At 72.7% G+C, this 13,501-nt stretch carries 9 protein-coding genes; 8 read left to right on the top strand and 1 reads right to left on the bottom strand.

The features are described from left to right. The first annotated feature begins 24 nt into the window (after nt 1-24). From ligA to QUG93_RS05100, 8 genes are all read left to right on the top strand, one after another. Nucleotides 25-2,412, top strand: coding sequence for an NAD-dependent DNA ligase LigA (gene ligA, locus QUG93_RS05135; RefSeq protein ID WP_289472687.1), 2,388 nt, complete (start codon nt 25-27; stop codon nt 2,410-2,412). A 172-nt stretch (nt 2,413-2,584) separates the two neighbouring features. Beyond that, nucleotides 2,585-4,060, top strand: a complete 1,476-nt coding sequence (locus tag QUG93_RS05130; protein WP_289472685.1) for an alpha/beta hydrolase — start codon at nt 2,585-2,587, stop codon at nt 4,058-4,060. Nucleotides 4,061-4,256: 196 nt separating this feature from the next. Beyond that, entirely contained in the window at nt 4,257-6,653 is a 2,397-nt protein-coding gene (locus QUG93_RS05125) for a transglycosylase domain-containing protein (RefSeq protein WP_289472683.1), read from the top strand. A gap of 208 nt (nt 6,654-6,861) precedes the next feature. After that, complete coding sequence (gatC, locus tag QUG93_RS05120; protein WP_058728900.1) at nt 6,862-7,161, top strand: Asp-tRNA(Asn)/Glu-tRNA(Gln) amidotransferase subunit GatC; 300 nt, start codon at nt 6,862-6,864, stop codon at nt 7,159-7,161. An 11-nt stretch (nt 7,162-7,172) separates the two neighbouring features. Then, entirely contained in the window at nt 7,173-8,720 is a 1,548-nt protein-coding gene (gene gatA / locus QUG93_RS05115; RefSeq protein ID WP_289472681.1) for an Asp-tRNA(Asn)/Glu-tRNA(Gln) amidotransferase subunit GatA, read from the top strand. Further along, a complete protein-coding gene (gatB, locus tag QUG93_RS05110) occupies nt 8,720-10,225 on the top strand; it encodes an Asp-tRNA(Asn)/Glu-tRNA(Gln) amidotransferase subunit GatB (protein WP_289472679.1) in 1,506 nt (501 codons plus the stop codon). The genes gatA and gatB overlap by 1 nt, the downstream gene beginning before the upstream one ends. Before the next feature lie 234 nt (nt 10,226-10,459). Next, a complete protein-coding gene (locus QUG93_RS05105; protein WP_289472677.1) occupies nt 10,460-11,545 on the top strand; it encodes a type III polyketide synthase in 1,086 nt (361 codons plus the stop codon). Next, complete coding sequence (locus QUG93_RS05100; protein WP_289472674.1) at nt 11,542-12,255, top strand: methyltransferase domain-containing protein; 714 nt, start codon at nt 11,542-11,544, stop codon at nt 12,253-12,255. Before QUG93_RS05105 ends, QUG93_RS05100 begins: the two co-directional genes overlap by 4 nt. Nucleotides 12,256-12,375: 120 nt before the next feature. Here QUG93_RS05100 and QUG93_RS05095 read toward each other — a convergent pair whose 3' ends face one another. Then, the gene (locus QUG93_RS05095; RefSeq protein WP_289472672.1) at nt 12,376-13,428 is read right to left on the bottom strand and encodes a zinc-dependent alcohol dehydrogenase family protein; all 1,053 of its coding nucleotides are present in this window, start codon (nt 13,426-13,428) and stop codon (nt 12,376-12,378) included. Nucleotides 13,429-13,501 lie beyond the last annotated feature (73 nt).

Below are 13,501 nucleotides of genomic sequence, written 5' to 3'. Positions count from 1 at the left end.
GGCGGTGCACGGTAGAACTGAGGCATGAGCGACACGACCCCCGCACCTGCCGACTCGACGTTCGAGACGCTGGCCCCGGCCGACCTCGACGCCGCGCAGGCCCAGCGGGAGGTCGACCGGTTGCGGGTGCGCATCAACGAGCTGCGCGACCAGTACTACGAGGGCAACGGGTCGACCGTGGCGGACGCCGAGTACGACGCGATGGTGCGCCGGCTGGACGCGATCGAGCAGCGGTTCCCGGACCTGCTCACGCCCGACAGCCCGACGCAGACCGTCGGTGGTCGGGCACAGACCGTGCAGTTCGCCCCGGTCGAGCACGCCGAGCGGATGCTCAGCCTCGACAACGTCTTCAGTCCCGACGAGCTGACCGAGTGGGCCGACAAGGTGCAGCGTGACGCCGGGTCCGAGCGGGTCCGGTTCCTGACCGAGCTCAAGATCGACGGTCTCGCGATCAACCTGCGGTACGAGCACGGACGGTTGGTGTCGGCCGCCACCCGGGGCGACGGCGTGGTCGGTGAGGACGTCACCGGCAACGTCCGGACCATGGGCACCATCCCGGACCGCCTGACCGGCGAGGGGCACCCCGCCATCGTCGAGGTCCGCGGCGAGATCTTCTTCCCCGTCGCTGAGTTCGACGAGCTGAACGCGCGGCAGCGTGAGGCGGGGGAGCGCGTCTTCGCGAACCCGCGCAACGCCGCCGCGGGGTCCCTCCGTCAGAAGGAGGACGGCAAGTCCGAGGCGAAGCGGGCGCTCATGGTGGACCGCCTGCGCCGTCTCCGGATGCTCGTGCACGGCATCGGCGCGTGGCCGGTGCGCGAGCTCGAGCGGGACACCGAGGTCCACTCGCAGTCCGAGGTCTACGAGCTCCTGCAGACGTGGGGTCTGCCGACGAGCTCGCACTACCGCGTCTTCGACACCGTCGACGAGGTCCTAGGCTTCGTGCGGTCGACCGGCGAACGTCGCGCGTCGGTCGAGCACCAGATCGACGGCGTCGTGGTGAAGGTCGACGACCTGGCCCTGCACGAGGAGCTCGGGTCGACCTCGCGGGCCCCGCGCTGGGCGATCGCCTACAAGTACCCGCCGGAGGAGGTCCACACCGAGCTCCTCGACATCGTGGTGAGCGTCGGCCGGACGGGCCGCGCGACACCGTTCGCGGTGATGCAGCCCGCCGAGGTCGCCGGCTCCGTGGTCCGTCAGGCCACCCTGCACAACCAGGACGTCGTCAAGGCGAAGGGTGTCCTGATCGGCGACACCGTCGTGCTCCGCAAGGCGGGCGACGTCATCCCCGAGGTGCTCGGCCCGGTCGTCGAGCTCCGTGACGGCAGCGAGCGCGAGTTCGTGATGCCCACCGACTGCCCGGAGTGCGGCACGCCGCTCGCGCCGGCGAAGGAGGGCGACAAGGACCTCCGCTGCCCGAACGCCCGCAGCTGCCCCGCGCAGGTCCGGGGACGCGTCGAGCACATCGCGTCCCGCGGGTCGCTCGACATCGAGGGCCTCGGCGAGGTCGCGGCGGCGGCACTCACCCAGCCGTTGCGGCCGGAGCAGCCCCCGCTCGTCACCGAGGCCGGACTGTTCGACCTGACGATGGAGGACATCGTCCCGATCGAGGTCATCGTCCGCGACGCCGAGACCGGCATGCAGAAGGCGGACGAGGACGGCACCCCGAAGCGCGTGACGCCGTTCAGTCGTGCGCGGAAGAAGACCGACCCGCCGTTCGACCCGGAGGCCCGCGGGGCCGCCTACACCGGCGAGCCGAGCCGCTACCCGTCGAAGAACGCGTTCGAGATGCTCGCGAACATCGACGCCGCCAAGACGAAGCCCCTCTGGCGGATCATGGTCGGCTTGAGCATCCGGCACGTCGGACCGGTCGCTGCGCGGGCCCTGGCGAACCACTTCGGTTCACTCGACCGCATCCGCGACGCCTCGCGCGAGGAGCTCGCCGCGGTCGACGGCGTCGGTGGCATCATCGCCGACGCCCTGCTGGACTGGTTCGCAGTCGACTGGCACCGCGAGATCATCGACCGGTGGACCGCCGCGGGCGTGCAGTTCACCACGCCGGACCACCCCGGTCCGGGCGCCGCGGTCGAGGGCGGTGTCCTCAGCGGGGTCACCGTCGTCGCCACCGGCTCGCTCGAGGGGTACACCCGGGAGGGCGCGCAGGAGGCGATCATCGCCGCCGGAGGCAAGGCCGCGTCGAGCGTCAGCAAGAAGACCGACTTCGTGGCGGCCGGACCGGGCGCGGGATCGAAGCTGACCAAGGCCGAGCAGCTCGGTCTGCGGATCATCGACGCCGAGCAGTTCCGTCTGCTCGTGACCGAGGGGCCGGACGCGCTGGCGCCGGCCGGGGGTGCGGGTGACGAGGACCACGGCGATGCCGCGCCGAGCGACGCGGACGCGGCGATCGAGGGCTGACACAGCACACGGGTGCGCTGTCCGTCGGGCGCGACGCGCCCGCCGGTGTCCCCAGTCCGGGGGGCAAGTTGCACCCCGCACCCCCGCACGGGGGCATTCTCCATACACTCGTGAGGGCATCACTCGTCGCCTGGAGGGGGACGACGAGACGGCCTTCCCGGGGGAGACCTGATTGCTGCTCATCGCTGCGGCCCTGCTCACCGCCTCGATGCACTCGCTCGGAGTGGTCGAGGCCCCCGCCGCGCCCGCCGTCGTCCCGACCGTGGTCGTCGCGGCTTCGCCCGCCGTCGTCCCGCCCGCGGTCGTCGCGGCTTCGCCCGCCGTCGTCCCGGCCGCGGCCGTCGCAGGGTCGGCGGACGCCGCGCGGGTCGTCCCCGGACTCTCGACCACCGATCTCGGTCGCGACGCCGTCGACCTCGACACGCTCGCACGGGCACGAGGCCGTGCGTTCCTGGTGGACCTCGTCGCCGTCGACCGCGTGGACCTCGACCGCGCCGGCCGTGACGGTCGCGTCCTCGCCACCGCCCAGGACCACCCGCCGACGGGGGTCGACGTCGCCGCGTGGTGGGGCGGTCTGACCGCGGACACGCGGGAGCGTCTCGTGACCCTCGCCCCCTCGGTGGTCGGCAACCTCGACGGCGTGCCGTTCGAGGTCCGCGACCGCGCCAACCGCGTCGCCCTCGCGACCGAGCTCTCCGACGCCGAGGCCGCCACCGAGACCGACGCCGATGCCGACGCCGCGACCGACGCCGCACGGGCCGCGATGCTCGGCCAGGTCCGCGCCGCGTTGGCGACCGAGCCCGGCCAGGCAGCGCGGTCCCTGGTCGTGCTCGACACCCGCGGTGCGGGTCGGGCCGCGATCGCGGTCGGGGACCTCGGCACGGCCCGGGACGTCACGGTGGTGGTCCCCGGGATGTTCTTCACGGTGACCGGGCAGATGCACGACTTCACCGACACCGCGAGCGACCTGTACGACGAGCAGGCGGCCGTGTCGGCGCTCGCCGCGAGCCGGACCGGAGCGGACGCGGGGACCGGGGCCGTCCTGGCGTGGATGGGCTACCGGACGCCGGACATGTCGAACATCCTGTCGCTCGGCCTGGCGCAGACGGGTGCGGAACGGCTCGAGCGGGTCGTCGACGGCCTCGACGCCGTGCGCGGCGCCGACCGACCGCGGCTGAACGTCGTCGCGCACTCCTACGGCTCCACCACCGCGCTCATGGCGCTGTCCTCCGGACGGATGCAGGCCGATTCGCTCACCGTGCTCGGCTCGCCCGGCAGCGACGTGCGTACGGCGTCCGAGCTGGCCGTGCACACAGGCCAGGTCTACGTCGGCGACGCCCACAGCGACCCCATCGCGGGGTCGGGGTACTTCGGCACCGATCCGGGGTCGCCGGGGTTCGGGTCGACGGTGCTCGACCTGTCCGCGGACACCGCCGCGCCGGGCGAGGGGGTCTTCCGGCGGCCGGTGGGGCACAACGACTACCTGAAGCCCGGCACGGCGTCGCTGCACGACGTCGCGCTCATCGCCGTCGGTCGCGGTGACCTCGTCCGCCACCAGGCCCGTCGTGGCGAGGGCGGCGGGAACGGCCCCCGCACCGCGCCGGACATGTACCTGCTGCGGCCCCAGGACCTGCAACCGCGCGACTGATCGAGCCGGACGACGAGCCTGGGGGACTGCCCGGGAGACTTCCTGGGGGGCTTCCCGGGAGGCTTCCTGGGGGACTGCCCGGGAGGCTTCCTGGGGGACTGCCCGGGAGACTTCCTGGGGGACTTCCTGAGGACGGCCGCAGGCCCCGGCACACACCGGGCAGACCGGCCCCAGACCGTCCCCGTACCGTGCCGCCATGCGTGCGTTGCGGTGGACCGGAGCCCTCTCGACCTTCGTCGCCATGTCCGGTCTCGCCGGGCTGCTGGTGGCCGTCGCGGTGACCCCCGCCGTTGCCGTCGCGGGCGAGGGCACCTCGGGCGCCGTCTCGTTCTTCGAGGACCTGCCGAGCTACCTCGACATCCAGACGCCGCAGCAGGTGTCGTCGGTGTACGCGACGAAGGACGGCCAGCAGGTCAAGATCGCGTCCTTCTACGCCGAGAACCGCACGGACGTCGCCTCGAGCGCGATGGCCGACTCGCTGAAGCGCGCCGCGATCGACACGGAGGACCCCCGGTTCGAGGACGAGGGCGGCATCGACCTGCTCGGCACGGTCCGCGGTGTCGCCGCCACGGTCGTCGGTGGTGACGTGCAGGGCGGCTCGAGCATCACCCAGCAGTACGTGAAGAACGTGCTCGTGCAGCAGTGCGAGCAACTGACCGGCAAGGACGCCGCCGCCACCCAGGCGAAGATCGCCGCCTGCTACGAGGACGCGGCCGGGGTCACGCCGCAGCGCAAGCTCCAGGAGATGCGGTACGCGATCGCGGTGAACAAGAAGTACTCGAAGGACCAGATCCTGACCGGGTACCTCAACCTCGTCGGGCTCGGCGGTCGCGTGTACGGCGCCGAGGCCGGTGCCGAGTACTACTTCGGCGTGCACGCGAAGGACCTGTCCCTCGTGCAGTCGGCGACCCTCGTGGCGATCCTCAACAACCCGGCGAACCTGCGCATCGACCGACCGGGAAACGCCCACAACGGCAAGGCGGACGGCTACGCGGCGACCAAGGCGCGCCGCGACTACGTGCTGCAGCGCATGGCCGTGCACCACGACATCACGAAGGACCAGCTGGCACAGGCGACGGCCACGCCGGTGCAGCCCCGGATCACCGAGACGGCGAACGGCTGCTCGGCGGCCGCGAGCGCCTACGACGCCGGCTACTTCTGCGACTACGTCCGCGACCAGGTGCTGCAGGACCCCGCCTTCGGCAAGACCGCCGCGGAGCGCATCGAGACCCTCGACACGAAGGGACTCGAGATCCACACCTCGCTGGACCTCGACCTGCAGGCCCAGGCGCAGACCGCGCTGTCGACCTACGTCCCCGCGACGATGGACGGCGTCGACCTCGGCGGCACGAACGTCACGGTGGAGCCGGGGACCGGTCGGGTGCTGTCGATGGTGCAGAACACGACCTACACGCAGGGCGACGACGCCGGAGCCGGCGCGACCGCGATCGACTACAACGCGGACTCGGCGTACGGCAACTCGGGCGGGTTCCAGACAGGTTCGACGTACAAGGTCTTCACGTTGGCCGAGTGGCTCGCATCCGGGCACACCCTGTCCGAGTCGGTCCCGACGGGGGAGCACCTGTTCCAGCAGTCCGAGTTCACGAACTCGTGCGCCGCGCTCGGCGGCGAGCCGTGGCCGGTCGCGAACGCCGAGGCGGTGCCGTCGAGCATGTCGGTGCAGGCGGCGACGTCGGAGTCGATCAACACGGCGTTCGGGGCGATGGCGAAGCAGCTCGACCTCTGCAAGATCAAGGAGCTCGCGCAGTCGATGGGCATCCACCAGGCGAACGGGTCGGCGCCGGCGTCGAACCCGGCCTCGGTGCTCGGGACGAACCCGCTGTCGCCGATCGACCTGGCCGAGGCCTACGCCGGCTTCGCGAACGGCGGGGTCGTGTGCACCCCGACCGTCATCGACTCGGTGCGGGAGTCGGACGGCACGACCATCACGCCGTCGCCCTCGAGCTGCACCCGTGGGGTCTCGGCCGAGGTCGCGGGCACCGTCGACTTCGCGCTCCAGGGCGTCCTGACCGGCAACGGCACGGCGGCGTCCGCGAACCCGGGGGACAGCACGCCGAAGTTCGCGAAGACCGGCACCACGGACGGCGACGTCCAGAACTGGCTCGTCGCGTCGAGCACGAAGTACACGAACGCGACCTGGATCGGCAACGTCACGGGGAGCGTCGGGCTCGCGCACGTGTCGTTCCCGCAGGGCACGACCGGCTACAGCGCGAAGTTCGGCGTCGGCCGGTCGATGATGTCCTGGCTCGACCAGCGGTACGGCGGTGACGCGCTGCCGGAGCCCGACCCCGCCATGATCGGGTCTGCGCCGCGGACGCAGAGACAGGCGCAGACGGGGTCCCCGACGGTCCGCGGTGGTGCGACCGACCAGACGCCCGGCGCGTCCGGCGCGACCGGTCAGTCTCCCACCGGCCAGGCACCGACCGGTCAGGGCGGGGCAGGCCGGGTTGGGACCGGCGGCACCGGCCAGGGCGGGGTGGGGCAGGGGACGACGGCGACCGCTCCGGCTGCCCCTGCGGGGCGAGGGACGACGACCGGCGGGACCACCGGACAGGCCACGACCCACCGGTAGCAGCCGCGGCAGCCTGGAGGCCCGGTGCCGGTCCCATGGACCGGCACCGGGCCTCCAGGCCGTCCGCAGGCACCCCTGGCCGCCTCCGCCCGTTCCTCCGCACCCCGGGTGGTCGGGGGAGCGTCCACAGCTGGGGTCCGGCGTGGCGCCGCCGCCGGACACGGCCAATAGACTGGTGCGCATTCCACGAACCGATCGACGGAGCACCATGCCTGACATCACGAGCGAGCAGGTCGCCCACCTGGCGAACCTCGCGCGCATCGCACTGACGCCGGACGAGATCGAGAAGCTGACCGGGGAGCTGTCGCACATCGTCGAGAGCGTCGCCAAGGTCGCCGAGGTCGCGACCGACGACGTCCCGGCGACGAGCCACCCCGTGCCGCTCGGCAACGTCACCCGACCCGACGTGGTGGGGCAGACGCTGACCCAGGAGCAGGCGCTCTCCGGTGCCCCGGACTCCGACGGCGAACGGTTCCGCGTGACGGCCATCCTCGGCGAAGAACAGTAGGGCGGAAGACAGTGACCGACGACATCACCCGGCTGAGCGCAGCGGCGCTCGCCGACGCCCTCGTGGCCCGCGACGTCTCGAGCGTGGAGGCCACACAGGCCCACCTCGACCGCATCGCCGCCGTCGACGGGGACGTGCACGCGTTCCTGCACGTCAACGAGAACGCCCTCGCGGCGGCGAAGTCGATCGACGCGCGCCGTGCCGCGGGCGACGACCTCGGTGCGCTCGCGGGCGTCCCGATCGCGATCAAGGACGTCCTGTGCACGCAGGACATGCCGACGACCTCGGGCTCGAAGATCCTCGAGGGGTGGCGACCGCCGTACGACGCCACCCCGGTCGCGAAGCTCCGGGCAGCCGGTCTCGTGCCGCTCGGCAAGACCAACATGGACGAGTTCGCGATGGGCTCGACGACCGAGTTCTCGGCGTACGGTCCGACGCGGAACCCCTGGGACCTCGACCGGATCCCCGGCGGGTCCGGCGGTGGCTCGGCCGCCGCGGTCGCCGCGCACGAGGCACCGTTCGCCCTCGGATCCGACACCGGCGGCTCGATCCGCCAGCCCGGCGCCGTCACCGGCACGGTCGGCGTCAAGCCGACGTACGGCGGTGTGAGCCGGTACGGCGCGATCGCTCTGGCCTCGAGCCTCGACCAGATCGGACCGGTGTCGCGCACCGTCCTCGACGCCGCGCTCCTGCACGACGTCATCGGCGGGCACGACCCGAAGGACTCCACGTCGATCCCGGACGCCTGGCCGTCGATGGCCGCAGCTGCGCGCGAGGGCCTGCAGGCCGACACGCTGCGCGGGCTCAAGGTCGGCGTCGTCAAGGAGCTCGCCGGGGGCGAGGGCTTCCAGGCCGGTGTCACGCAGCGCTTCCAGGAGACCGTCGCGGTCCTCGAGGCCGCCGGTGCCCAGGTCGTCGAGGTCGATGCGCCCTCGTTCGCGTACGCCATCAGCGCGTACTACCTGATCCTCCCGGCAGAGGCGTCGTCGAACCTGGCGAAGTTCGACTCGGTGCGCTTCGGCCTCCGCGTCACGCCGGAGAACGGCGCGACCGTCGAGGACGTCATGGCCGCGACGCGGGAGGCCGGTTTCGGCCCCGAGGTCAAGCGCCGCATCATCCTCGGCACCTACGCCCTGAGCGCCGGGTACTACGACGCGTACTACGGCTCCGCGCAGAAGGTCCGGACGCTCGTCCAGCGCGACTTCGCGGCCGCGTTCGACCAGGTCGACCTGCTCATCAGCCCGTCGGCACCGACGACCGCTTTCCCGCTCGGGGAACGCCTCGACGACCCGCTGTCGATGTACCTCAACGACCTCACGACGATCCCGGCGAACCTCGCCGGCGTCCCCGGCATGAGCATCCCGAACGGCCTCGCGCCCGAGGACTCGCTGCCGACCGGTGTGCAGCTGATGGCCCCGCAGCGCGAGGACGCCCGGCTGTACCGCTACGGCGCCGCGCTCGAGCGCCTGCTCGAGCAGCAGTGGGGCCGGCCGCTCATCGACAGCATCCCGGACCTCGACCAGACCCAGCAGTCCGCTGCGCAGGAAGGTGTGATCTGATGGCGCAGAAGGACGCGCTGATGGACTTCGACGAGGCGCTCGAGCGCTTCGAGCCGGTGCTCGGCTTCGAGGTCCACGTCGAACTCGCGACGAAGACCAAGATGTTCTCGGACGCGCCGAACTTCTTCGGCGGCGAGCCCAACACGAACGTGACCCCGGTCGACCTCGGTCTGCCCGGGTCGCTGCCGGTCGTGAACGAGCAGGCCGTGCGCTACTCGATCCAGCTCGGGCTCGCGCTCGGCTGCTCGATCGCCGAGTCCTCGCGGTTCGCCCGGAAGAACTACTACTACCCGGACAACCCGAAGAACTACCAGATCTCGCAGTACGACGAGCCGATCGCGTTCGAGGGCGAGGTCGAGGTCGAACTGGCGGACGGCACGATCTTCCAGGTGCCCATCGAACGCGCGCACATGGAGGAGGACGCCGGCAAGCTGACCCACGTCGGCGGTGCCACCGGTCGCATCCAGGGCGCCGAGTACTCACTCGTCGACTACAACCGGGCGGGCGTCCCGCTCGTCGAGATCGTCACGAAGCCGATCTTCGGCGCGAAGGACCGTGCCCCGGAGCTCGGTGCCGCGTACGTGCAGGTCATCCGTGACCTCGTCCGCGCGCTCGGCGTCTCCGAGGCCCGCATGGAGCGCGGCAACCTGCGCTGCGACGCCAACATCTCGCTGCGCCCGTGGGGGCAGGAGGAGCTCGGCACCCGCACCGAGACGAAGAACGTCAACTCGTTCCGCGCCGTCGAGCGCGCCATCCGGTACGAGATCCAGCGACAGGCCGCGATCCTCGCCGCCGGCGGCACGATCACGCAGGAGACCCGGCACTGGCACGAGGACACCGGCCGCACCTCGGCCGGCCGCCCGAAGTCGGACGCCGACGACTACCGCTACTTCCCGGAGCCCGACCTGCTCCCCGTGGTGCCGGACCCCGCCGTCGTCGAGGAACTCCGTGCGTCCCTGCCCGAGGCCCCGGTCGCACGTCGTCGTCGGCTGAAGGGCGAGTGGCGCTTCAGCGACCTCGAGTTCCAGGACGTCGTCAACGGCGGACTGCTCGACGAGGTCGAGGCCACGGTCGCCGCCGGCGCCTCCCCGCAGGCCGCGCGCAAGTGGTGGACCGGCGAGATCAGCCGCGTGGCCAACGCGCAGGACGCCGCAGCGGGTGACCTCGTGTCGCCGCAGCACGTCGCCGAGACGATCGCACTCGTCGAGTCCGGTGACCTCACCGACCGGCTGGCCCGACAGGTCCTCGAGGGCGTCATCGCCGGTGAGGGCTCGCCGGCGCAGGTCGTCGAGGCCCGCGGGCTGAAGGTCGTCTCGGACGACTCGGCCCTCACCGCGGCCGTCGACCAGGCACTCGCCGCGCAGCCCGACGTGCTCGCCAAGATCCAGGACGGCAAGGTCCAGGCCGCCGGCGCGATCATCGGTGCGGTCATGAAGGCGATGAAGGGTCAGGCGGACGCCGCGCGCGTCCGCGAGCTGGTGCTGGAGCGCGCGCAGCAGTCGTAGCGCGACGCGGCCCGGCGCGACGCGGCCCGGCGCGGTCCGGACGCAGCGCGACCACGACACGGACGGGAGGCGCGGTGCCAGCTGGCACCGCGCCTCCCGTCCGTCCGGTGGTCCGCGCGCTCACCCGGCGGACGGGCGGCGCCGGCTGGCACGGTGCCTGCTGTCCGGTGGTCCCCGCGCCCGCCCGGCGGACCAACCTGGGGACGCGTCAGCGACCTGGTGACAGGATCAGGTGTGACCGCAACGATCCGCGCCATCGGGACCAGCGTCCCCGACACCACCCTCGACCAGGCGGCGGTGCGGGACCTGTTCGCCGGGCAGCCGGACCTCGGTCGTCTCGGCCGCCGCATCGTGCCGGCCGCCTTCGACGTGTCCGCGGTCGAGCACCGGCACACGGTGATCGACGAGCTCGACGCGACACGACCCGGTGGACTCTTCCGCGAGGACTCGGGCACGCTCGTCTCCCCGTCCACCGGCACCCGGAACGACCGCTACCGCGACCTCGCTCCGGCGTTGTTCGTCGCGGCTGCGCGGGACGCCGTCGAGCGGGCCGGCGTCGCACCGTCGCGCGTCACGCACCTGGTGACGGTGTCGTGCACCGGGTTCACGCAGCCCGGCCCGGACATCGACGTCGTCGACCGACTCGGACTGCCCGCCGGCGTGTTCCGGCACCACATCGGCTTCATGGGGTGCTGCGCCGCCTTCCCGGCGCTCCGGATCGCCGCCGCGTTCGCCGAGGCCGACCCGGACGCGGTCGTGCTCGTGGTCTGCGCCGAGCTCTGCACCCTGCACGTGCGGGCGTCGGACGACCCGGACCAGATCGTCGCGAACAGCGTCTTCGGTGACGGAGCAGCAGCGGTCGTCGTGACGAGCGGTGGCCCCGGGCTCCGCATCGAGCGGTTCGCCACCGCGACCGTGCCCGAAGGGGCGTCGGAGATGGCCTGGAACATCGGCGACGAGGGCTTCGAGATGGTGCTCTCGACCGCCGTCCCGAAGCTCGTCGGCGTGCACGTGCCAGCGGCCGTGCGGTCGCTGCTCGGCGAGGGCGAGACCTTCGCCGACGTACCGGTGTGGGCCGTGCACCCCGGCGGACGCGCGATCCTCGACCGTGCTCAGGACGCGCTCGCGCTGCCGGACGACGCGGTGGCGTCCAGCCGTGCCGTCCTGCGCGACCACGGGAACATGTCGAGCGCGACGGTCCTGTTCGTCCTGCGTGACGCGGTGGAGCGCGGGCTGCCGGACGGCACGCCGCTCGCCGCGGTCGCGTTCGGACCCGGCCTGACGGTGGAGAGCGCGAGGCTCACGGCGGTCGGGGCGTGAGCCGACGTGAACCGGCTCCGGGCGCGGTGGACCTGAGCGTCCGCGACACCGAACTCCGCGAGCTCATGGACGACCCCGGCTGCGACCCTCGGGCGCTGGACCGCACCTTCCGGCGCTTCGCGGTCGTGAACGCGCTCGTCAGCGGGTGGCGCGCCGCATGGCGGACGCACGTCGTCCCGGCGCTGCCACCGTCCGGGCGTGCGCGGGTGCTCGACCTGGGGTGCGGCGGCGGTGACCTCGCGCGGTCGCTGGTCCGGTGGGCTCGGAGCGACGGGTTCTCCGTCGAGGTCGTCGGGGTCGACCCGGACGAGCGGGCGGTCGCGGCGGCGCGGCGGTCGCGTACGCGTGGCGTGACGTTCCGCCAGGCGTCGAGCGCCGACCTGGTGGCCGCAGGGGAGCGCTTCGACGTCGTCGTGTCGAACCACGTGCTGCACCACCTCGACGACACCGAGCGCGCGGCGTTCCTGGCGGACTCGGAGCAGCTCGCGACCGGGCGGAGCCTGCACTCCGACATCCGGCGGTCGCGGCAGGCCTACCGGGCGTACGCGCTCGGGGTGCCGCTGGTGTCAGCGGGGACCTTCGTCCGCGTCGACGGGCTGCGGTCGATCCGGCGGTCGTTCACGGTCCCGGAGCTGCAGGACGTCCTGCCCGCGGGGTGGCGAGCCGAGCGGGCGGCACCGCACCGGGTGCTGGCGGTCCGCGACGCCTGACGGGCGTTGCCGTCGGCGCGAGACTCGGCCCCGCGGACAGGTTCGTGCACGTCGTGCTGCGAAGGTGTCCGCGGGGCCGAGCCTCGCGTGGGCCTGGTCGACGCCGTCGACCGGTCGTCGCTACGGCCGGAGCAGCACCTTGATCGCCCGACGCTCGTCCATCGCCGCGTACGCCTCCGCCGCCTCGTCGAGGGGCAGTTCGAGGTCGAACACCTTCCCGGGGTCGATCGTGCGCGAGAGCACGTCGGGCAGCAGCTCCTCGATGTACGCGCGGGCCGGGGCCATGCCGCCGCCGACCGTGATGTTCTTCGCGAACAGGAACGGCATCGGCAGCTCGGGGTCGCCCGCCGGCACGCCCACGTAGCCGACCGCGCCGCCCGGACGCACGACGCGGAGTGCCTGGTCCATGCTCTCGGCGGTGCCCACCGCCTCGAGCGCGCAGTCGGCGAGGTCGCCGCCGAGCAGCTCGCGCACCGCGGCCACGCCCTCGTCACCGCGGGTCTCGACGACGTCGGTCGCACCGAACTCGCGGGCCAGGGCCTGGCGGTCGGCGTGCCGGCTCATCGCGATGATCCGCTCGGCACCGAGGCGCGCGGCGGCCAGTACGGCGGACAGGCCGACCGCGCCGTCGCCGACCACGACGACGGTCTTCCCCGGTCCGACGCCGGCCGACACCGCCGCGTGGTGCCCGGTGGAGAAGACGTCGGAGAGGGTGAGGAGCGACGGCACGAGGTCGTCGTCCACCGGCCCCGGCACGCGCACGAGCGTCGCGGTGGCGTCCGGCACGCGGACGTACTCGGCCTGCGCGCCCCCCATCGGGTGCCCGTAGGCGTCCGGCGTCACGCCGAAGGTGGAGCCGTGCTCGCAGCCGCTCGTCATGCCGTGGGCGCAGGCCTGGCAGGTGCCGTCGTTGGTGGTGAAGGGGGCGATGACGAAGTCGCCCACGGACAGGTCCGTGACGTCCGCGCCGACGGACTCGACGACGCCGACGAACTCGTGGCCGATGGCGCGTGGCTCCTTCGTGTCGCGGACGCCGCGGTACGGCCAGAGGTCCGACCCGCAGACGCAGGCCGCGGTGACCTTGACGACGGCGTCGGTGGGGTCGATGAGGGTGGGGGCGTCACGTTCCTCGACGCGGATGTCGCGAGGGGCGTGGATGACGGTTGCGCGCACGGTGTGGCCTTCCGATCGGTGGTGGTCGTGGCGCGTGCGGGACGCGCCAGGGATCCGGCGCCGTTGCGGGACC

This window comes from Curtobacterium caseinilyticum, from assembly GCF_030363035.1.
GTDB classification, from domain to species: domain Bacteria; phylum Actinomycetota; class Actinomycetes; order Actinomycetales; family Microbacteriaceae; genus Curtobacterium; species Curtobacterium caseinilyticum.
This window is presented reverse-complemented; position numbering and strand designations above follow the sequence as displayed.